A 19,146-nucleotide genomic window follows, 5' to 3' on the forward strand; every position below is an offset into this window, starting at 1 on the left:
TTAACGGTCGGTCAATCGGCCTGGAGGGTAACCTCCGTGCGTGGCTGGCACAGCGCGGGATCTCACCGGTCAGGTGATCGTGATTACGGGTGCGAGTTCCGGGATCGGACTGGCGGGGGCGAAGGCCCTCGCGAGTCGCGGAGCCGGTGTCGTTCTGGTCGGGCGGGACCGGGAACGGCTCAAGGCCGCCGCCGACGAGGTGGCCGTCCTGGCGGGGTTCCCGCCGCTGACACACACCGCCGACTTCAGCCGGCTCGACGACGTTCATCTGCTGGCCGATCAACTGCGGCAGCGGCTGCGGCGCATCCACGTGCTCGTCAGCAACGCCGGCGCCGTCCGCCTGAGCAAGAAGAAGACCACGACCCGGGACGGCCACGAGACGACCGTACAGGTCAACCACCTCGGCGGGTTCCTGCTGGCCAACCTGCTGCGCGAGCAGCTGCGCGGCGGCCGCATCGTGGTGACCTCCTCCGACGTGCACAGCAAGCACGCCATCGACCCGGCCGACCTCTCGGCCAAGACGGGGTGGGCGGGCTACGGGGCGAGCAAGTCGGCCAACATCCTGTTCGCCCTCGAGGCGGCGCGGCGCTGGCCGGACATCGTGCCGGTGAGCTTCCACCCGGGCGTGGTGTCCTCGCGCTTCGGCACCGGAACGCTCATCAAGGCCGGGCAGTTCTTCATCAAGCCGTTCCTGCTGACGCCGGAGAAGGGCGCCGACACGATGGTGCACCTGGTGACGGCGCCGACGACGGAGTTGCAGCGCGGCGGCTACTACGTCAAGCGCACGCTGACCCGGCCGGCCCCGCACGCCGCCGACCCGGCGACCGCCGCCCGCCTGTGGGACGCCAGCCTGGCCGCGGTCGGCATCGGCTGGCAGCGCCACTAGCGCCTGCCGGTCAGCTCGGTTTCGGGGGCTTGCGGACCCGGTGCAGGCGGAAGGGGCGCTTCGTCGCCCGGGCCGCCTCGCTCGGGCGCGGGGGCTCGGCCAGAGAGGTCTGCGGCAGGGTTTCGCCGGCCTCCAGTGGCGGCGCCGCCTCGCGCAGGGCGTAGACGGTCGAGTGGGCGGCCCAGCGTTCGGCCGTCTCGGTCGGGCCGCCGCTGGCGTTGAGCCGCTTGCCGGCCAGCTGCGGCGCCACCGTGCTCCACTCCTCGCCGGCCGGGTCCACAGTGGACACCGCCGCGGGCCAGGTCACGATGCGGCCGCCGTGGTCCCCCCGCAGGGTCACCGGGACCGTGGCACCGGCGGCCAGGGCCGGCGCCTCCTGCTCCCCGCCGCCGGTCACGACGTACAGCGCGTCGCCGACCCAGGCGCACCACACCGCGCGCCCGTCGATCCAGGCGATGGCGGCCTTCTTGACGGCCTCGGTCACCAGCGGATGCGCCATGCACGCATCCTGCCAGGATTCAGGCCGGACGCGGCATCGTGGTGGAGAACTCCCGCGCGGTGTACCGCGAGGCGACCAGCCCGTGCGGCCAGGACTGCGCGGGCCAGCCGCCCTTGGCGAGCAGCGCCGTCACGAACCGGTCCGGCGTGTTGAGCTTCTTCCACACCGCCGGCAGGAACGTCGCACGCCGTTCCCCATCGGTGATCAGAACGCCGTCGACGCCCGGCCGCAGCGCCGCGACCAGGTGCTCGCGGGTGTCGGCGGGAAGCCCGCCCTCCTGGGTCAGCACCGAGACCTTGACCTCCAGGTCCGGCCGCTCCTCGGCGGTGACCGGAGGCATCCGCGGGTCCCGCATGGCGCGGTGCGCGTTACGGATCACGTCGAGGTAGAGCGGGCGGGCCGGCTCGATCGTGCCGACGCAGCCCCGCAGCCGCCCGTGGCTCTCCAACGTCACGAACGTCGCGCCCGGCGCCGCGAGCGGGCCGGAGTCCGGGCGTTCGGGATCGGGCCGGCCCTCCAGGCGTGCCGCCACGGCCTCGGCGGCCAACTCGGCGAGGGCCCGACCATCGTCGTCTTGCAGCGCGGGCTGCATCGTTCGAGCGTATGACCTTCCCATGGGCGCCGCCAGGCAAAACCGGGCAGCGCCGGGCATCAGAACGCCGGTTCCAGGCGGCGGGTCAGCACGTCGAGAATCTCCGGCAGGGAGCCGATCTCGATACCCTCCCACGTGACGTCGCGGCCGAACGTCAGGTGCCCGCGCAGGTCCGGTGCCGCCAACCGGAGCGTGGCCATCCCCAGGGCGGCCGCACCGGTGAGCTCCGTGCTGCCGCCGTCCCCCACGTACAGGCACTCCTCGGGTGAGACGTCCAGGGCGGCACAGGCCGTCAGGTACATGGCGGGGTCGGGCTTGCGGCGGCCCAGTTCGACCGAGAAGACCTTGGTGTCGAGGAGGGGGTGCACGGGCAGCCAGGGCAGCAGGCGCGGCAGTTCGTACCAGCAGTCGCTGACGACCGCCGTGCGCAGGCGGCGGGCGCGCAGGGCGGTCAGGACCTCGACGGCGCCGGGACGCAGCGGGCCGTCGGCCCCGACGGTCGCCACCCGGCGGGCATAGACCGAGTACACGGTCCGGAAGGTGGGATTTCCGCCAAGGGTGCGAGCGAGATCACTCAGCACCTCGAGCGGCTCCCCCATGGCGCCGGTGGCGCGCCGGTAGAACGTCCGGTCCAGAGCTGCGATCCACTCGTCCGGGTCCACGCCCAGGTCAACGGCCATGCGGCGATGATCGGGGCCGCGTTGCACGGCGGTGGTGAGCGTGCCGAAGTAATCAAACAGAACAGCGCGCGGCTGGAGATGATCCAATTTGGTACTCATTTGCCACGCACCGTACCCAGCCAGTTACCTGCTCGAACAGGCGACCGTCCGGAAGGTGGCAGCATGGAGCGCCGTGCGTCATCTCGGATTCCCGGTCATCGCCGCGCTGACCGTGTCGGTCACCGCCGTCTCGTCGTCGGCACCGCTCACGGCGTACGCGCTGGCGCCGGCGCTGGCGATCGCGTTCTGGCGCAACGCCATGGCCGTGGCGGTGCTCGCGCCGGTGGCCGTGACCCGGGGACGTGCCCAGCTCCTCTCGCTCGACCGGCGCACCGCCGGCGTCTGTCTGCTGGCCGGTGTGGCCCTCGCCGCGCACTTCGCCACCTGGCTGCCCAGCACCCGGCTGACCAGCGTCGCGACGGCCACCGCCCTGGTCAGCACGATGCCGGTGTGGTCGGCCGTGATCGCGACGTTCCAGGGGAACCGGCTGCCGCGTTCGACCTGGATCGGCATCGCCGTCGCCGTCACCGGAGCGGTGCTCGCCACCGGTGCCGACCTCACCGTCTCCGGGCGGGCCGTGGCCGGGGACGCGCTGGCGCTGCTCGGCGGGTTCTGCGCGGCCGCCTACGCCGCGTTCGGTGAACGGGCCCGCAGCACGCTCACCACCACGACCTACACGACCGTCTGCTACGGCGCCTGCGCGCTGATCCTCGGGGTCGGCTGCCTGGTCGGCGGCGTGCCGCTGGGTGGCTACCCCGGTTCGGCCTGGCTCGCCATCATCGGCATCACGCTCGGCGCCCAACTGCTCGGACACTCGCTGATCAACTTCACGCTGGACAAGGTCTCGCCCACCACGATCAGCGTGCTCATGCTGCTCGAGGTGCCCGGCGCGGCGCTGCTCGCCTGGTGGTGGCTCGGTCAGCTCCCCGAGCCGGGCAGCCTCCCCGGCCTCGTCGTGCTCACGGCCGGGGTGCTGATCGTCCTGCTCGGGTCGGCCCGCAAGAGCCGTCCGGGAGACGGTCACCCGACGAACGGCGGCACCACGATCTCGCCCGAGGCGATCGCCACCACCTGACCGGAGACCGTCGCGCCGACCGCCACCCCGCCCCTCGCCGTCACCGTGCAGTCCAGTCGCGACGGGCGGCCCATGTCGTGCCCCTGGTGCACCGTGTACGACGAGGTGCCCTCGCCCGGCAGCAGGCCGTTGATCACCAGGAACAGGCCGAGCCCCAGGGCCGCCGAGCCGGTCGCGGGATCCTCGGCGACACCCGACGCGCCGGCGAAGACCCGGGCGTGCGCGGTGCGCTCCGCCGGTTCCCACGCGAAAACGCTGGCGTGCGCGGTGGCCGAGGGGGTCGCGCGCGAGAGCGCGTCGCGACGGACGTGGAGGTAGTCGAACTCCAGCCCGCAACCGGCCCGGCGCGGCGGAGTCCCCACGAGATCGGCGGAGGTGAGCCCCACGGAACCAGCCAGCTCAGCCGGGTCGAACGGGCGGCTCAGGGTCGGCGTGCCGCCGGTCAGCGTGGCGCAACCGGACTCGTCCACCACCACCGGCAGGAGGCCGGCGCCGCACTCCTGCACCACCTCACCGGCCTTGACCAGCCCGCGCCGCCACTGCGTCACCGCCACGCCCACGCTCGGGTGCCCGGCGAACGGCAGCTCCGCGAACGGCGTGAAGATCCGCGCCCGGTAGTCCGCGCCCGGCTTGGTCGGCGGCAGCGCGAAGACCGTCTCCGAGTAGTTGAACTCGCGCGCCAACGCCTGCAACTGGCCGGTCGACAACTCGTCGGCGCCGAAGACGACAGCCAACTGGTTGCCGGCGAACGGCCGGCTGGTGAAGACGTCGACGATCTCATAGTGCAGGCGACTCATGGTGTTCAGCCTAGGCTTCTAAGGTATTTGGGGTGAGCACAGCCACTCGTGTCTACGTGGCCCGAATTGCCGGGATACCCGTCTTCGACCCCAACGGGGATCAGGTCGGGCGTACGCGGGACGCCGTGGCACGGGAACGCACCGGCACCCTGGCCCCCCGCATCATCGGCCTGGTCGCCGAGATGCCGCTGCGCCGCCGCATCTTCCTGCCCATCGGCCGCATCACCGCCATCGAGGCCGACGCGGTGATGCTCGGCACCGGCACGCTCAACCTGCGCCGGTTCGAGAAGCGCCCCGGTGAGCTGCTGGTGCTCGAAGAACTGCTCGACCGGCGGGTGACCGTCGCCGCATCGGGTACCAGCGCCACCGTGGTCGACGTCGCGATGGAATCCGACCGGCTCGGCGACTGGTCGCTGACCCGGGTGGCGGTGCGCGAGTACACCGGGCGGCTCACCCGGCGCGGGCACCTGCGCCAGCTCGAGTGGAGCGAGGTGCGCGGGCTCAGCGGCCACGCCGATCAGCAGGGCACCGCCGGGATGCTCGCCCTCTTCCAGGACATGCGCCCCGCCGACCTCGCCAACGCGCTGCAGGACCTCGACGAGAGCCGGCGCTTCGAGGTGGCCGCGGCGCTCGACGACGAACGCCTCGCCGACGTCCTCGAGGAGTTGCCCGAACAGGACCAGATCGGGATCCTCGCGGCGCTCAACCCGGAGCGTGCGGCGGATGTTCTCGAGGAGATGAACCCGGACGACGCGGCCGACCTGCTAGCCGAGCTGCCCGCCGGGGAGCAGGAGGCGCTCCTGGAACTGATGGAGCCGGCCGAGGCGACGCCGGTTCGGCAGCTGCTGGCCCATCCGGAGGGCACCGCCGGCAGCGTCATGACCTCGGAGCCGGTGATCATGGCACCGGACAACACGGTCGCCGAGGCGCTCGCCCGCATCCGCGAACCACAGCTCGCCCCCGCGGTCGCCGCGCAGGTGTTCGTCGCGCGGCCGCCGATGGCCACCCCCACCGGCCGCTACCTCGGGATGGTCTTCTTCCAGCGGCTCCTGCGCGAACCGCCGTCCGCCCTGCTCGGCGGCATCCTCGACTCCGACATCGACCCGCTGGAGCCGGCCGCGCCGCTGGCCGAGATCACCCAGCGGATGGCCACGTACAACCTCGTCGCCTGGCCGGTCGTCGACGCCCAGGACCGGCTCGTGGGCGCGGTGACCGTCGACGACGTCCTGGACCACCTGCTGCCGCGCGACTGGCGCGACCGCGAACACGCCGGTGCAGCTGATGAGTGACCACCGGCGGCTGGATCAGCCCCGCGACCCGCGGCGCATCTCCCTGCCGCGCTACGACCCGGAGACGTTCGGGCGCGTCTCCGAGGGCATCGCCCGGTTCATGGGGACGGCGCGCTTCATCGTCTACATGACCGTGTTCATCGCCGCCTGGCTCGGGTGGAACACGTTCGCGCCGGCCGGCATGCGGTTCGACCCGTACACGTTCACCTTCCTCACGCTGTTGCTGTCGCTGCAGGCCTCCTACGCGGCGCCGCTGATCCTGCTCGCCCAGAACAGGCAGGCCGACCGGGACCGCGTCTCCCTGGAGGAGGACCGCCGGCGGGCCGCCATGCAGAAGGCCGACACGGAGTACCTGGCCCGGGAGATCGCGGCGCTGCGGATCGCCATCGGCGAGGTCGCCACCCGGGACTACCTGCGCTCCGAGCTGGCCCGCCTCGCCGAGGAACTCGACGACGCCGCGCACCGGCGCAGCAAGCACGACCGCAAGGAGATCCGCAAGGACGTCAAGCGGGTCGTGCGGGAGGCCGATCTCGACACCACCGCCGCCGAGGACGGCTACGACGACGACAGCGCCCTGGACGAGCCGCTGCCTCGCCGATAGCGGGTCCCACCCGACCCGGCAGTAGCATTGCCGACATGTCAGCTCCCGCCACCACGCTGAACGACGCCGTTCGCGCGGCGCTCGCCTCCGTCCAGGACCCCGAGATCCGTCGCCCCATCACCGACCTCGGCATGGTCGAGTCGGTCGACGTCGGTGCCGACGGGGTGGCCCGCATCGGGATCCTGCTGACCGTCTCCGGCTGCCCGCTCAAGGACAAGCTGCGCGCCGACATCACCGCCGCCGCCACCTCGGTCGACGGGGTGCGCGCGGTGGAGATCGACTTCGGGGCGATGACCCAGGATCAGCGGCAGGCGCTGCAGGCGAAGCTGCGCGGCGGAAGCGGCGGGGCGGAGCCGGTGATCCCGTTCGCGCAGCCCGGATCGCGGACCCGCGTGTACGCCGTGGCCAGCGGAAAGGGCGGCGTCGGCAAGTCCAGCGTCACCGTCAACCTGGCCGCCTCCCTGGCCGCCCGCGGGCTGTCCGTCGGGGTGGTGGACGCCGACATCTACGGGCACTCGGTGCCGCGCATGCTCGGCGTCGAGGGTGGGCCCACCAAGGTCCAAGACATGATCATGCCGCCCCAGGCCGTGCACGGGATCAAGGTGATCTCGATCGGGATGTTCACTCCGGGGAACGCCGCCGTGGTCTGGCGCGGGCCGATGCTGCACCGGGCGCTGCAGCAGTTCCTGGCGGACGTGTTCTGGGGCGACGTCGACGTGCTGCTGCTCGATTTGCCGCCGGGTACCGGCGATGTGGCGATCTCGCTGGCGCAGCTGCTGCCGAGCGCCGAGATCCTCGTCGTCACCACCCCGCAGACCGCCGCCGCCGAGGTGGCCGAGCGCGCCGGGGCCATCGCGTTGAACACCCACCAGCGGGTCGTCGGCGTCATCGAGAACATGTCCTGGCTCGAACTGCCCGACGGCACCCGCATGGAGGTCTTCGGCGCCGGCGGTGGGCAGACCGTCGCCGACTCGCTCAGCCGGTCGATCGGGGCGACGGTGCCGCTGCTCGGCCAGATCCCGCTCGACCCGCGCCTGCGCGAGAACGGCGACGTCGGCACCCCGATCGTGCTCGCCGAGCCGACGTCCGGTGCGGCGACGGCGCTCGAGTCGATCGCGGACCGGCTGGCCGTGCGCAAGGAGAACATCGTCGGCCGCTCGCTGGGTCTCAAGCCGGCGGGCCGCTAAGCGGCGATCTTGCAGTTGTGGCTGCGACGAAGCGGCCGTAGACGGCGCAAGTCGGGCGCCGCAACTGCAAGATCGGCGAGGTCCTACGTGACGTCGTCGTAGCGGCCGGCGATCGGGGCGGCCGGCTCCGCCGCGGCGGGCTTGCCCAGGTCGACGGCCGGGGCCTCGACGGCGGGCGCCGGATCGGGCTTGGTCGTCGCGAACTTGTCCAGCCCGAGCTTCTCCGTCTCCACGCCCAACTGGTCGGCCGTGGTCTTGACGTCGCTCAGGATCTCCTGGAACGGGCGCCGGATGGCGTCCTCCTCGGCCTCGCTGAGCAGATGCTTGCGGATGAACGTCTTCGGGTGCAGGTCCTCAAGCTCGATGTTGGTGCCGAGCTCCCGCGAGAGATCACTGGTCGCACCACGAGCCATCGAGCGCACCTTGCGCAGCAGTCCCATCGCGTCGGAGAGCACCTTGGGCAGCCGCTCCGGCCCGATGATGAACAGGGCCGCCAGGATCAGCGCGATGATCTCCCAGCTACCCAGGTTGTCCAGCACGAGGCCAAGAGTAGGACTAGTTCGCGTCCTGGGCCAAGGTCACCGACGTCTTCTGTTCCGAACCGTCGCGTTGGTACGTCACCGGCACCACCGACCCGGGCGCGTACTTGCGGATCAGGGCCACCAGATCGCCCGGATCCTCCACCGCGTCGTCGTTGAACCGCGTGATCACGTCACCGGCGCGCATACCGGCCTGTTCGGCCGGCCCGCCCGCAGCGACTGAATTGATCTTCACGCCGCCGTTGGCGCTGCGGTAGTTGGGATCGGTCGTCGCGCCGAGCACGGTGCGCCGGGCCTTGCCGCGTTCGATGATGTCCTGCGCCTGCCGCTTGGCCTGGTTGATCGGGATGGCGAACGCGAGACCGACGTTGCCGGCCGTCTCCTCGTCCGAGGCGAGCGACTTGATCACCGAGTTGATGCCGACGACGCGGCCGTTGAGGTCGAAGAGCGGGCCACCGGAGTTGCCCTGGTTGACCGCCGCGTCGGTCTGGATCGCCGCGTAGTAGCGCGGGCTGCTGGCCTCGCCGGCGACCACCGGCCGGTCGAGCGCGCTGACGATGCCGTACGTGACGGTGTTGCTGAGCGCGAGCGGGGCGCCGATCGCCAGGACCGGGTCGCCCACCTGCACACTGTCCGAGTCCGCGAACTCCACCGCCGGCAGGTTTGACTGCTCGATCTTGATGACGGCCACGTCGGACTCGGGCTCGGTGCCGACCAGCTTCGCATCGGCCGTGCGCCCGTCCGCGAACGTCACGCTCAACTGGCTGCCCGGCCCGCCGGCGACGTGGTCGTTGGTGAGCACGTATCCGTCGTTCGACACGATGAAGCCGGAGCCGAGACTGCCGTTGCTGCCGACGCGCGCCCGGATGGTGACCACGCTGGGCAGGACCTTCTTCACCACACCCGCGATGGAGTCCGGCGGGCGCTGGCCCAGGCCGCCGTTGGCGCTCCCCTCGCCCAGCGCCGAACCACCACCGAGCGTGCCCCCGCCGCTGCGCACCGCAAAGACGTATCCGAGCGTGCCGCCCAGGGCGCCGGCCAGCAGCGCTGTGATCACGGACACCATCAGGACCAGGCCGATGCCCTTGCGGGGCTCGGCGGGCGGCCGTTCCAACGGAGTGGCCGACTCGGGCGGCTCGGCCGGGACCGGGGCGTAGACCACGGTCGCTGCCTGGGGGTTTCGCCAGGGATCGGAGATGCCGTCCGACCACCACACCTCACCCGACTGCCCGGCCCCTCGCCGCCACGGCGAACCGTCCGTCACGATCGGTACTCCTCCGCTCGCCCACCACACGCCGCCCAACCCGCGGGGGATGGGTCTGTCCAGCATTGCACGGGTCGGCCCGAGTCGTTTCCCACCGGCATGGATGAGTCTCACGTCCGGCCACGGTGCCGGTCACCGATGGATCGACGGAACAGGGCTTAGGCTCTGCCCGGGATCGGTATGCGACGAGGAGGTGTGGTCACCGTGCGGCACGACGCGCACACCCGTGACTTCGCCGACGGGTACGTCGCCGAGGATCCCCTGCTCACGGTCGCCCGGGAGCAGGCCATCGAGGTGGGACTCACCCCGGTGAGCCCGGCCGCCGGAGCGGCGTTGCGGTTGGTCGCGGCCGCCAGCGGTGCGCGTGCCGTCGTCGAGGTCGGCACGGGAACGGGCGTGAGCGGCCTCTGGCTCCTGCGCGGCATGCGGCCCGACGGCGTTCTCACCACGATCGACCTCGAACGCGAGCACCAGCGCATCGCCCGGCGGGTCTTCGCGGCGGCCGGGTTCCCGCAGTCGCGCACCAGGATCATCGCCGGGCGGGCCGCCGACGTGCTGCCCCGGCTGACCGACGGCGCGTACGACCTGGTGTTCGTGCACCACGACCGGATGGAGTACGCGTCGGCCGTCGCGGCGGCGGCGCGGCTGCTGCGGCCCGGCGGGCTGCTCGCCCTCGGCGGTGCACTCGGCGAGGGCCGCGTGATCGACCCGGCCGCCCGGGATCCGGACACCGTGGCGCTGCGCGAGATCCTGCGCACGCTCCGCGACGACGAACGGTGGCTGCCGGCGTTCGTGCCGACGGGCGACGGGCTGATGTGCGCGGTGAAGCGGTAGCGCGCATTCTGTCGTACCCCTCGTTCAGGGTGTGGGGCATGACGATCGCACCCGTGCACCACACGCTGCTGTCCGCCGTTCCGCCGTTCTCGATCGAGGCGTCACGCCGGGCCATGGCCGGTTTCCAGCCGTGCGCCGGAGATCAGCAGGTCTGCGCCGCGCATGTGCGCAAGGCGTTCCTGCGGCCGGGCGCCGACGACGAGGCCGTCGTGGTGGAGGTCAGTCGGCGACCGGACACCACGCCCGGCGTGAGCCTGCTCGTGCACGCCGCGAGCCCGCTCTCCCCCGCCGAGGCGGCCGCGGTGGAGCTGACCGTGTCCCGATGGCTCAGCCTCACCGACGACCTGCGCCCGCTGCTCGACCGGGCCACCGGCGACCCGCCCACGGCGGCCCTGCTGGGCGCGGTCGAGGGGCTGCACCAGGTGCGGTTCCCGTCGCTCGCGGAGGGGGTGGCGTACTTCGCGCTCAGCCAGCGGTCGACGCAGTGGTCCGCCGCGGCGCGCAAGGCCCGGATGGCGACCTCGCTCGGGCCCGCGCTGGAGGTCGGCGGGCAGCGGTATGTCGCGTTCCCGTCGCTCGGCCGGCTCGCCTCGATGAGCGCGGAGGAGCTGCTGCCCTACGGGGGCAACCGGCAGCGGGCCGCCCGGCTCGACGAGGTGCTCACGGGGGTGGCGCGGCTGGACGAGGACATGCTGCGCACCGCGCCGTACGCCGAGGCGCGGGAGGCGTTGCTGGCGGTGCGCGGGATCGGGGTGTTCACGGCCAACGCCATCCTGCTGCGGGTGCTCGGGCGGCCGGACGACGTGCCGTTGGAGATGGCGCAGTTCGCGGCCGTCAGCGAGGGGGTGTACGGGCCGCACCCGCCGGCGCCGGATGAGATCCGCGAGCGGTACGGGGCGCACACCGGCTGGTGGGCGTACCTGTGCCGGACGGCGCTCGCCTGGCGCAGGGCCGACGCGAAGGGTGCGGCCGCGGCGGCCTAATCCGCCGAAGGGTCAGGGCGTCAGCGTGGAGAGCCAGCGCAGCAGGGTGCGGACGCCCCAGCCGGTGGCGCCCTTGACCAGTTCGCCGTCGGCGCCGTCGGCCCACGCCGGGGCGGACATGTCGATGTGCGCCCACCGGTCCCGGTGCACGCCCGCGAACTCCCGCAGGTACAGGGCGGCGGTCACCGACCCGGCGCCGATCTCGGTGGCGTTGATCAGGTCGGTGTCGTCGCCGGCCAGGGCCTCCACGTAGTCCTCGGGAAGCGGCAGCCGCCACACCTTCTCGCCGGCCTCGTCGGCGGCGGTGGCGAGTTCCTTGGCGAGGGCGTCGCTGTCGCTGAAGAGCGCGGCGGTGCGCTTGCCGAGGGCGACGCTCTGCGCGCCGGTGAGCGTGGCGAGGTCGATCAGGTAGTCCGGCTTGAGCCGGGTGGAGCCGTAGGCGAGGGCGTCGGCGAGCACGAGCCGGCCCTCGGCGTCGGTGTTGCGCACCTCGCTGGTGATGCCGCCGAAGTGGCGGACCACGTCGCCGGGGCGCATCGCGGTGCCGCTGACCATGTTCTCGGCGAGGGGGGCGAGGGCGGTCACGCGCACGGGCAGGCGCAGGTTTGCCGCGCCGAGCGTGGCCGCCACGACCGCGGCCGCCCCGCCCATGTCCTTGCGCATCAGCTTCATGCCGTCGCGGCCCTTGATGCAGATACCGCCGGTGTCGAAGGTGATGCCCTTGCCCACCAGCACCACGTGCAGTTTCGCGCCGCGCGGCCGGTAGGCCAGTTCGACCAGGCGGGGGCCGTGGGCCGAGCCGGAGCCGACCGCGAGGATGCCGCCGAAGCCCTCGGTGGAAAGCTGTGCCGGTTCGCGCACGGTGACGGTGAGGTCGGCGACGCCCTTCGCCTCCCGGATCACCTGCTTGGCGAACCAGTCGGGAGTCTTCCGGTCGCTCGGCGTGTTGGTCAGGTCGCGCGCCAGCCGGATCTGCGTGACGGTGATCCGCGCCTTCGCCAGCGCCTCGTCGAACGGCGCGCCCGACACCAGCGTCACCCGGCGCAGCGCCGGCTTGTCGTCGTCGTTGCCCAGCCGGTACCGGTACGACGCGAGCCACAGCCCCTCGGCGAGCCCGCGCACCGCTTCGGCGCCGACGCCGTCGGGCAGGACCAGCGCGACGGCCTCTTCCTTCTTGGCGGTGCGGGCCAGTGCGGCCCCGGCCGAACGCCACGCGGCCTCGCCACCGTCGCCGACGCCCACGAACACCAGCCGCGCCAGCCGTTGCAGCGGCCGGATCCAGGTCTGCGTCGAGCCGGCCTTGCCGGAGTGCTCCGACTCGTCCAGGAACCCGACGAGTTCCTCGGCGTCGACGCCGTGCGGCACGTCGACGAGGAGTTCGACGGAAGGGCTGTCACCCTCGTGGGTTGCGACGGCCGCGGCATCCGGGTCGTTGTCCTCGGTACCGGGCCCGACCGGCAGCGCGACGACCGCGACGCCCCTCGGCAACCGGCCCGCGACCCGAACGTCAAGCATCTCCATCACTCCCGGCACCGGCTTCCAGAGTTGGTCTATGGGCAGCAAAAGGGCCGGTGCGACGCAGGTCCGAGACGGCCCTGCACACCGGCGGGTGGGGGCGATAGGGGGCGCGCGGCAGCGGTGCCGCGCGCCCCCGGGACGCCGTTGCTCAGCCCGTCGCGGACTTGAGCGCCGTACTGAGCGCGTTGGCCTCGTCGGGCGTCATCTCCACCACGAGCCGGCCACCACCCTCCAGCGGCACGCGCATGACGATGCCGCGGCCTTCCTTGGTGACCTCCAGCGGACCGTCACCCGTCCGCGGCTTCATGGCCGCCATGTTGTCTCCCCTCACAGTCAGCCTTCAGGCGCATCGGTTCCCCATCCGCACCCGCATGCGGCGCGCCGCCTCGCCCCGAACAAATACAGGTCCGGCGCGTTTTGTGCCAGCTCTAGATTTTCGCTGATGAAGGGCCCAAGACCCAAACCGGCGCCACTTTGTTGTGACAGTGATATGGCGACACTCCTGTGAAACTGTCACAATGAGCGCCGATGCAGGCACGGTCGGCACTTTTTGACCTCTACGGCGACTACCTGCGCCCGCGCGGCGGACGCGCCCCGGTGGCCGCTCTGGTAAGGCTGCTCGCACCACTGGGCATCGCCGCGCCGGCCGTTCGTACCGCAGTATCCCGCATGGTCAGGCAGGGGTGGCTGCATCCGCTGCGACTGTCCACCGGCCCGGGCTACCTGCTCACCCCCAAGGCCGCCCGCCGGCTCGATGACGCCGCCGCGCGCATCTACCGGACCGGCCGCACGCCGTGGGACGGGAAGTTCGACCTGGTGCTGTTGGAGCCGCCGACCGCCCGGGCCGAGCGGCAACGCCTCGCCACCACGCTCGGCTTCCTCGGCTACGGCGCCGTCGACCAGGGCACCTGGGTCGCCGCGCGGCCGACCGACGAGGTCGAGACGGTGCTGACCGAGGCCGGTGTGCAGTTCGAACGCTTCACCGCCACGCACGCCGGCGGCATCGTGGGCGCCGCCGCGCTGGTGCGCCGGGCGTGGGACCTGACGGAGATCGGGCAGGCGTACGAACGTTTCGTGACCGAACTGACGCCGATCGTCGAGGCCGCGCACGAGGGCGACGAGGCCTGCTACACGGCCCGGTTCCAGCTGGTGCACGCGTGGCGGACGTTCCTGTTCCGGGACGCGCAGCTGCCGTCGGTGCTGCTCCCCCGCCGCTGGCCGGGCACCTCCGCGGCGATCTTCTTCGACCAGCATGCGACGAAGCTGCGCCCGGCGGCGGACCGGTTCGTCGACCATTGTCTGGAGCACGCCGCCCAGCGCAGCTCGATACCCGTTCGTTGAGAGAGGCCCACATGGCACCCCTTCTCGTCGACCGCGACGGCGCGGTCGTCACGCTCACGCTCAACCGGCCCGACGCGCTCAACTCGCTGGACACCGCGCTGAAGGTGGCGCTCCTGGAGGCCCTGCGGGAGCTGCGCACCGACCCGACGTGCCGGGCGGTGGTGCTCGCCGGTGCCGGGCGGGCGTTCTGCGGCGGGCAGGACCTGCGCGAGCACGTGGCGTCGTTGGAGTCCGGCGAGGGTCAGCAGCTGGACACCGTGCGGGAGCACTACAACCCCATCGCCCTGGCGCTGGCCGGCGTCGGCAAGCCGGTGGTCGCCGCGGTGCGCGGGATGGCGGCGGGCGCGGGCGCGTCGCTGGCGTTCCTCGCCGACCTGCGGGTCGGTGGGCCGCGCACGGCGTTCCTGATGGCCTTCGCCAACGTGGGGCTGGCGGCCGACACGGGGGCGTCGTGGACGCTGCCGCGCCTGGTGGGCACGGCCAAGGCGACAGAGATGCTGATGCTGGCGGAGCCCGTGGACGCCGCCGAGGCGTTCCGGCTGGGACTGCTGACGCGGCTGGTGGACGACGACGAGAAGGTGCTGCCGGCCGCGCAGGAGCTGGCGGCCCGCCTCGCCGCCGGGCCGACCGTGGCGTACGCGCAGATCAAGGCGGAGCTGTCGGTCGCGGCCACCGCCACGCTGGAGCAGTCGTTGGAACGGGAGGCCGAGGCGCAGGCGCTCTGCGGCGGCACCCACGACCACACGGCGTCGACGATGGCGTTCGTCAACAAGCAGCGGCCGGTGTACGAGGGTCGCTAGCGTTTCGTACGAACGACGTAAAACACTCGCGCCGCCACGAATCACGCATAAATCAGTCATACAGTGGGGCCCGTGACAACGCGTGAGGATGTGGCACACCTGCTGCGGCGCGCCACGTTCGGCCCGCGGGCGATGGACCTGGACGAGGCCGAACGGATCGGGTTCGGCGCCACCCTCGACGGGCTGCTGACCCAGACCGGCCCCACGCCGGGGACCGACCCGGGGGCCGAACGGACACCGGTGCCGCCGGCGGAGCGGGACCCTTATGCCGTTCTCCCGAAAAACGCCGACGGGGACGCGAAGGCGGCGGCGGTCAAGGCGCAGAAGGCGCAGGTCGTGGCGCTCACCTCGTGGTGGGTGAACCGGATGGTGAGCGCGGAGCACCAGGCCCGCGAGAAGCTGACCTTCTTCTGGCACGGCCACTGGGCCACGTCGGCGCAGAAGGTCCGCTCGGCCAACCTGATGCGCACCCAGCAGCAGACGCTGTACCGGCTCGCCGGCGGCGACTTCGGTCCCATGGTGCACGCGATGGTGCGCGACCCGGCCCTCATCTACTGGCTCGACGGGCAGCGCAACTCGGCCGCCGCCCCCAACGAGAACCTGGCCCGCGAGCTGATGGAGCTGTTCACGCTCGGCATCGGCAACTACTCCGAGGCCGACGTGAAGGAGGGCGCGCGGGCGCTCACCGGCTGGCAGCTCGACCGGGTCGAGGGAACGGCGTCGTTCAGCCCGAAGAGGTTCGACAGCAAGCCGAAGACCATCCTCGGCAAGCGCGCCGACCACGACGCCGACGACTTCGTGGAACTCCTGCTGGCACACCCGGCGACGGCGAAGTTCGTGACGGCGCGGCTCTGGTTCCGTTATGCCTCCGGTGAGCCCGTTCCCGCGCAGACGCACGAACGACTCGTCGCCGCGTACGGCGCGAAGCGCGACATCACGGCCGCGCTGCGGGCGATGTTCACCGATCCGGCGTTCGCGGCGACGCGGGGGCAGCTGGTGAAGCAGCCGGTCGAGTGGGCGGTCGGCGCGATGCGGCAGCTCGGCGTCGAGCCCGGGTCGTGGAAGGAGAACGACCGCAAGCAGCTCAACGCGGCGCTGGACGCGCTGGGGCAGGTGCCGTTCGCGCCGCCGAGCGTGGGCGGGTGGCCGGCGGGTGCCGCGTGGTTGACCACGTCGACGACGCAGGTGCGGCTCGGGTTGGCCAACCGGTTCGCCAACAACGTGTCGCCGGCGACGCTCGATGCCGTCGCGTCGGCACCGGCCGCCGGGCGGCCGGACGCGCTGGCGCGGCTGCTGGCCGTGGAGTCGTTCAGCACGCGGACCCGCGCGGTGCTGCTCGACGCGGGCAACTCCGGCAAGCAGGCCGACCTGCGCCGGCAGATCGCGCTGGCCCTGGCCAGCCCCGAGTACTGCGTGCAATAGGAGGGAGCACGGATGGACACCGTCACCCGGCGCCGGTTCCTGGTCGCCAGCGGCGTCGTCGGCGGGACCGCCCTCGCCGCCGGGGCCGGCACGCTCACCTGGCGCGAACTCTTCCGGACCGAGAAGCTGCGCAGCGGCCACAGCACCGGCACCCTTGTGCTGATCACGCTCTACGGCGGCAACGACGGGCTCGCGACGGTGGTGCCGCACGCCGACCCGGCGTACCGGCAGGCTCGCGGCGATCTCGCGATCCCGGGCGAGAGCGTGCTGCCGCTGGATCAGACGGTCGGGTTGAGCCCTTCGCTGGCGGCGTTCAAGCGGCAGTTCGACGCGGGGCATCTCGCGGTCGTGCGGGGGGTGGGCTATCCGAAGCCCGACCGGAGCCACTTCCGTTCGATGGACATCTGGCAGACGGCGGACCCGGTGCAGCCCGGCAACACCGGGTGGATCGGACGCTTCCTCGACGCCAACCGGGCCGCCGACTCGCGGTGGGCCGTGACGTTCGAGCCGGTGCTGCCGCCGGTGCTGGCCGGCGCCTCGAAGGCCGGCGCGGCCGTCACCACCAACGGGCTCAAGCTGCCCAGCGGCTACCGCACGCCGATGCTCGCCGGCCTCGGCCGGCCGGAGGAGGAGTCACCGCTGCGGGCCCGGGCCGCGCGCGCCTTCGCCGACCTGGTGCGGGTGGACGAGATGGTGCGCGGGCTGCCCGAGCACGAGGAGACCGAGGAGACCGAGGACGGCATGCCGGCCGCCACCTCCACCGGCGGCGGCAAGGCGTCGCTCGCCCAGCAGCTGCGGCTCATCGCGCGCTGCGTCGAGGCGGAGGTCGCGCCGCGGGTGTACTCGGCGTCGCTCGGCGGCTTCGACCTGCACGCCGACGGGCACGAGGCGCAGCTGACCCTGCTGCGCGACCTGGACAAGGCCGTCGGGAGCTTCCTCGACCGGATGGCCAGGACGCCCGCCGGGCGCCGGGTGGTCGTCGCCGTCTACTCCGAGTTCGGTCGGCGGGTCCGGGCGAACGCCTCCGACGGCACCGACCACGGCACCGCGTCCGACATGTTCCTGCTGGGGGTGCCGGTGCGCGGCGGCCTCTACGGCGCACCGCCGAGCCTCACCGACCTGGACGACGGCGACCTGAAGTACACGACCGACTTCCGCGACGTGTACGGAACCCTGCTCGCCGATGTGCTGGACACCGATCCGGCCCAGGTCCTGGGCGGCTGGACCGGCCGCCTTCCGGAGCTGCTGCACTGATGCGTAACACCTGGTTGTGGCGCACGTTCGGCGTCGCCCTGCTCGGCGCGGCCGTCGCCTTCGCCGGCCTGGCCAGCTGCCGTTCGTCCCCCGACCGGCCGCCCGCCGCCACGCCGTCGGCCGTGCCCCAGGCGGCGTCGCCCGCGCTCTCGTCCGTCCCGTCCGCGGCCGAACGCGAACGCGCCTACGCGGATCTCGTGGACCGGGTGACCAACGTGGCCTTCGCCCCGGACTCGCCCGCATACGACGTGCGCAACGTGGACGCGTTCCTCGACGAGGTGGTGGCGGCGCTGCACGCGGGCCGGCCGGTGCCGGCCGAACGGATCAAAGCGGCGGCGGCCGGCTTCAGGCCCGCGGCGTCGGGCGTCAAGGGCTACAGCCGCGCGGAGGTGGACGCGTTCATCGGCGAACTGACCGATCGCATGGCCCAGCTGCCGTAGCTCAGTCCTCGTCCTCCTCCGGGTCGAGGTTGGTCTCCTCGCCGAGCACGAACGCCTGCATGGCCAGCTCGTCCCCGGAGGGCGAGACGAACGCCGGCAGCTCCCGGGGCCCCAGCTCGGCCACGTAGGACCAGAAGGCGCGCACCGCCTCGGCCGGCGTGGCCGCTTCGATGGGCAGGTCCACGCTCACCAGCCAGGTGCGCCTGACCGGCTCGGCGCCCGCCTTCGCGGAGTACTGCGCGAACGTCCCGGGGTCGAGCGGGTGCACGCCGGGCCCGGAGACCGCCAGGTCCTCGGCGGGCAGCGGGGCGTCGAAGAGGCGGTGCGTGTAGGCGACCCGGCCGTCCGGGGTGACCCGTCCGAGGCCGAACACCGCCCTGGACCCGTTGTCGACGGTGAGCAGCACGGGATCGCCGGCGGACGGCCCGGCGCCGGGCAGCGGGACCGACTCGTGGGCGTACAACCGCTCCGTCTCGTACCCGTCCGGGGTCAGAACCAGTGCCCAAGGTGCCATGTCCGCTATCCCATCACGTCGCCCCGACCGGGACGTGACACCCCAGCACATGATCGTCGACCATGCCGGTGGCCTGCATCAACGCGTAGGCGGTGGTCGGCCCGACGAACCGGAACCCGCGCTTCTTCAGCTCCTTGGCCATGGCGGTCGACTCGGCCGTGATCGCCGGCAGCTCGGCGAAGCCGGCCAGCCGCACCTCCCGTGGCTCCGGCGCGAACGACCACAGCAGACCCGACAGGTCCACCGGCAGGTCGGCCGCCACGCGTGCGTTGTGCAGCGTGGCCTCGATCTTCTGCCGGTTGCGCACAATGCCGGTGTCGGCGAGCAGCCGCTCCACGTCGTCCGGCCCGAACGCCGCGATCTTGGCCACGTCGAAGCCCGCGAAGGCCGCCCGGAAGTTGTCCCGCTTGCGCAGGATCGTGATCCACGACAGCCCCGACTGGAACGCCTCCAGCGTGATCTTCTCGAAGAGCGCGGCGGAGTCGCGGACCGGCCGGCCCCACTCGTCGTCGTGGTAGGCGCGGTAGTCGGGCGTGGACGCGCCCCAACCGCAGCGAGCGAGCCCGTCGTCACCAATCACCAGATCCGGCAC

22 protein-coding genes are annotated in these 19,146 nt (G+C 72.4%); 12 read left to right on the forward strand and 10 right to left on the reverse strand.

The genetic code is table 11. The features are described 5' to 3' along the window. Window positions 1-40: 40 nt before the first annotated feature. Window positions 41-886, forward strand: coding sequence for an SDR family NAD(P)-dependent oxidoreductase (locus tag Val02_RS26905; protein ID WP_239153351.1), 846 nt, complete (start codon window positions 41-43; stop codon window positions 884-886). Window positions 887-896: 10 nt separating this feature from the next. Here Val02_RS26905 and Val02_RS26910 read toward each other — a convergent pair whose 3' ends face one another. Genes Val02_RS26910 through Val02_RS26920 form a run of 3 tightly spaced genes read right to left on the reverse strand, consistent with a single transcriptional unit; the run spans window position 897 to window position 2,756 of the window. Further along, a complete protein-coding gene (locus tag Val02_RS26910; RefSeq protein WP_203902005.1) occupies window positions 897-1,385 on the reverse strand; it encodes a hypothetical protein in 489 nt (162 codons plus the stop codon). Window positions 1,386-1,404: 19 nt separating this feature from the next. Next, window positions 1,405-1,977 carry an AmmeMemoRadiSam system protein A gene (amrA, locus tag Val02_RS26915; protein ID WP_203902006.1) on the reverse strand — a complete coding sequence of 191 codons (573 nt, stop codon included), beginning with the start codon at window positions 1,975-1,977 and terminating at the stop codon, window positions 1,405-1,407. 59 nt (window positions 1,978-2,036) lie between these two features. Continuing rightward, window positions 2,037-2,756, reverse strand: a complete 720-nt coding sequence (locus Val02_RS26920; protein ID WP_203902007.1) for an HAD family hydrolase — start codon at window positions 2,754-2,756, stop codon at window positions 2,037-2,039. 73 nt (window positions 2,757-2,829) lie between these two features. Between Val02_RS26920 and Val02_RS26925 the strand changes: the two genes are divergently transcribed. Then, window positions 2,830-3,771 (forward strand): DMT family transporter, encoded by a 942-nt coding sequence (locus tag Val02_RS26925; protein ID WP_239153352.1) that lies wholly within the window; start codon window positions 2,830-2,832, stop codon window positions 3,769-3,771. On the opposite strand, the gene Val02_RS26930 is transcribed toward Val02_RS26925, so the two are convergent. Next, a complete protein-coding gene (locus tag Val02_RS26930) occupies window positions 3,717-4,568 on the reverse strand; it encodes a PhzF family phenazine biosynthesis protein (protein ID WP_203902009.1) in 852 nt (283 codons plus the stop codon). The two genes, Val02_RS26925 and Val02_RS26930, sit on opposite strands and share 55 nt — an antisense overlap. A gap of 32 nt (window positions 4,569-4,600) precedes the next feature. Between Val02_RS26930 and Val02_RS26935 the strand changes: the two genes are divergently transcribed. Genes Val02_RS26935 through Val02_RS26945 form a run of 3 tightly spaced genes read left to right on the forward strand, consistent with a single transcriptional unit; the run spans window position 4,601 to window position 7,645 of the window. Continuing rightward, complete coding sequence (locus Val02_RS26935; RefSeq protein ID WP_203902010.1) at window positions 4,601-5,857, forward strand: magnesium transporter MgtE N-terminal domain-containing protein; 1,257 nt, start codon at window positions 4,601-4,603, stop codon at window positions 5,855-5,857. Beyond that, the gene (locus tag Val02_RS26940) at window positions 5,850-6,458 is read left to right on the forward strand and encodes a DUF1003 domain-containing protein (RefSeq protein ID WP_203902011.1); all 609 of its coding nucleotides are present in this window, start codon (window positions 5,850-5,852) and stop codon (window positions 6,456-6,458) included. The genes Val02_RS26935 and Val02_RS26940 overlap by 8 nt, the downstream gene beginning before the upstream one ends. A 35-nt stretch (window positions 6,459-6,493) precedes the next feature. Further along, complete coding sequence (locus Val02_RS26945; RefSeq protein ID WP_203902012.1) at window positions 6,494-7,645, forward strand: Mrp/NBP35 family ATP-binding protein; 1,152 nt, start codon at window positions 6,494-6,496, stop codon at window positions 7,643-7,645. Between the two features lie 83 nt (window positions 7,646-7,728). Here the strand turns inward: Val02_RS26945 and Val02_RS26950 are convergent, their stop codons facing one another. Together Val02_RS26950 and Val02_RS26955 are read right to left on the reverse strand one after the other, a co-directional pair. Continuing rightward, window positions 7,729-8,184 carry a twin-arginine translocase TatA/TatE family subunit gene (locus Val02_RS26950; RefSeq protein WP_203902013.1) on the reverse strand — a complete coding sequence of 152 codons (456 nt, stop codon included), beginning with the start codon at window positions 8,182-8,184 and terminating at the stop codon, window positions 7,729-7,731. Window positions 8,185-8,200: 16 nt separating this feature from the next. Further along, entirely contained in the window at window positions 8,201-9,448 is a 1,248-nt protein-coding gene (locus Val02_RS26955) for a S1C family serine protease (RefSeq protein ID WP_239153353.1), read from the reverse strand. Window positions 9,449-9,652: 204 nt separating this feature from the next. Between Val02_RS26955 and Val02_RS26960 the strand changes: the two genes are divergently transcribed. Together Val02_RS26960 and Val02_RS26965 are read left to right on the forward strand one after the other, a co-directional pair. Next, the gene (locus tag Val02_RS26960; RefSeq protein WP_308440025.1) at window positions 9,653-10,282 is read left to right on the forward strand and encodes an O-methyltransferase; all 630 of its coding nucleotides are present in this window, start codon (window positions 9,653-9,655) and stop codon (window positions 10,280-10,282) included. Between the two features lie 38 nt (window positions 10,283-10,320). After that, window positions 10,321-11,265 carry a DNA-3-methyladenine glycosylase family protein gene (locus tag Val02_RS26965; protein WP_203902016.1) on the forward strand — a complete coding sequence of 315 codons (945 nt, stop codon included), beginning with the start codon at window positions 10,321-10,323 and terminating at the stop codon, window positions 11,263-11,265. Between the two features lie 12 nt (window positions 11,266-11,277). Here Val02_RS26965 and Val02_RS26970 read toward each other — a convergent pair whose 3' ends face one another. Further along, complete coding sequence (locus Val02_RS26970; protein WP_203902017.1) at window positions 11,278-12,780, reverse strand: leucyl aminopeptidase family protein; 1,503 nt, start codon at window positions 12,778-12,780, stop codon at window positions 11,278-11,280. A gap of 151 nt (window positions 12,781-12,931) precedes the next feature. Next, window positions 12,932-13,099: a DUF3117 domain-containing protein gene (locus Val02_RS26975; RefSeq protein WP_203902018.1), complete on the reverse strand. Its 168-nt coding sequence runs from the start codon at window positions 13,097-13,099 to the stop codon at window positions 12,932-12,934. Between the two features lie 212 nt (window positions 13,100-13,311). Between Val02_RS26975 and Val02_RS26980 the strand changes: the two genes are divergently transcribed. From Val02_RS26980 to Val02_RS27000, 5 genes are all read left to right on the forward strand, one after another. Continuing rightward, complete coding sequence (locus Val02_RS26980; protein WP_203902019.1) at window positions 13,312-14,124, forward strand: PaaX family transcriptional regulator; 813 nt, start codon at window positions 13,312-13,314, stop codon at window positions 14,122-14,124. An 11-nt stretch (window positions 14,125-14,135) separates the two neighbouring features. Then, complete coding sequence (locus Val02_RS26985; protein WP_203902020.1) at window positions 14,136-14,924, forward strand: enoyl-CoA hydratase/isomerase family protein; 789 nt, start codon at window positions 14,136-14,138, stop codon at window positions 14,922-14,924. 72 nt (window positions 14,925-14,996) lie between these two features. Beyond that, entirely contained in the window at window positions 14,997-16,346 is a 1,350-nt protein-coding gene (locus tag Val02_RS26990) for a DUF1800 domain-containing protein (protein WP_203902021.1), read from the forward strand. A gap of 12 nt (window positions 16,347-16,358) precedes the next feature. Further along, window positions 16,359-17,600, forward strand: coding sequence for a DUF1501 domain-containing protein (locus Val02_RS26995; RefSeq protein WP_203902022.1), 1,242 nt, complete (start codon window positions 16,359-16,361; stop codon window positions 17,598-17,600). Further along, window positions 17,600-18,040 carry a hypothetical protein gene (locus Val02_RS27000; RefSeq protein WP_203902023.1) on the forward strand — a complete coding sequence of 147 codons (441 nt, stop codon included), beginning with the start codon at window positions 17,600-17,602 and terminating at the stop codon, window positions 18,038-18,040. The genes Val02_RS26995 and Val02_RS27000 overlap by 1 nt, the downstream gene beginning before the upstream one ends. A 1-nt stretch (window position 18,041) precedes the next feature. Here Val02_RS27000 and Val02_RS27005 read toward each other — a convergent pair whose 3' ends face one another. Continuing rightward, a complete protein-coding gene (locus tag Val02_RS27005) occupies window positions 18,042-18,605 on the reverse strand; it encodes a hypothetical protein (protein WP_203902024.1) in 564 nt (187 codons plus the stop codon). Then, a complete protein-coding gene (locus Val02_RS27010; protein WP_203902025.1) occupies window positions 18,568-19,146 on the reverse strand; it encodes a DNA-3-methyladenine glycosylase I in 579 nt (192 codons plus the stop codon). Before Val02_RS27010 ends, Val02_RS27005 begins: the two co-directional genes overlap by 38 nt.

It is taken from the genome of Virgisporangium aliadipatigenens (assembly GCF_016863615.1).
Taxonomy (GTDB): domain Bacteria; phylum Actinomycetota; class Actinomycetes; order Mycobacteriales; family Micromonosporaceae; genus Virgisporangium; species Virgisporangium aliadipatigenens.

What these genes read in the sequence shown, in the direction of transcription:
- Val02_RS26910 (WP_203902005.1), bottom strand. Translation starts at nt 1,385, where the DNA reads ATGGCGCATCCGCTGGTGACCGAGGCCGTCAAGAAGGCCGCCATCGCC.
- amrA (WP_203902006.1), bottom strand. Translation starts at nt 1,977, where the DNA reads ATGCAGCCCGCGCTGCAAGACGACGATGGTCGGGCCCTCGCCGAGTTG.
- Val02_RS26920 (WP_203902007.1), bottom strand. Translation starts at nt 2,756, where the DNA reads ATGAGTACCAAATTGGATCATCTCCAGCCGCGCGCTGTTCTGTTTGAT.
- Val02_RS26930 (WP_203902009.1), bottom strand. Translation starts at nt 4,568, where the DNA reads ATGAGTCGCCTGCACTATGAGATCGTCGACGTCTTCACCAGCCGGCCG.
- Val02_RS26940 (WP_203902011.1), top strand. Translation starts at nt 5,850, where the DNA reads ATGAGTGACCACCGGCGGCTGGATCAGCCCCGCGACCCGCGGCGCATC.
- Val02_RS26945 (WP_203902012.1), top strand. Translation starts at nt 6,494, where the DNA reads ATGTCAGCTCCCGCCACCACGCTGAACGACGCCGTTCGCGCGGCGCTC.
- Val02_RS26965 (WP_203902016.1), top strand. Translation starts at nt 10,321, where the DNA reads ATGACGATCGCACCCGTGCACCACACGCTGCTGTCCGCCGTTCCGCCG.
- Val02_RS26970 (WP_203902017.1), bottom strand. Translation starts at nt 12,780, where the DNA reads ATGCTTGACGTTCGGGTCGCGGGCCGGTTGCCGAGGGGCGTCGCGGTC.
- Val02_RS26975 (WP_203902018.1), bottom strand. Translation starts at nt 13,099, where the DNA reads ATGGCGGCCATGAAGCCGCGGACGGGTGACGGTCCGCTGGAGGTCACC.
- Val02_RS26980 (WP_203902019.1), top strand. Translation starts at nt 13,312, where the DNA reads ATGCAGGCACGGTCGGCACTTTTTGACCTCTACGGCGACTACCTGCGC.
- Val02_RS26985 (WP_203902020.1), top strand. Translation starts at nt 14,136, where the DNA reads ATGGCACCCCTTCTCGTCGACCGCGACGGCGCGGTCGTCACGCTCACG.
- Val02_RS26995 (WP_203902022.1), top strand. Translation starts at nt 16,359, where the DNA reads ATGGACACCGTCACCCGGCGCCGGTTCCTGGTCGCCAGCGGCGTCGTC.
- Val02_RS27000 (WP_203902023.1), top strand. Translation starts at nt 17,600, where the DNA reads ATGCGTAACACCTGGTTGTGGCGCACGTTCGGCGTCGCCCTGCTCGGC.
- Val02_RS27005 (WP_203902024.1), bottom strand. Translation starts at nt 18,605, where the DNA reads ATGTGCTGGGGTGTCACGTCCCGGTCGGGGCGACGTGATGGGATAGCG.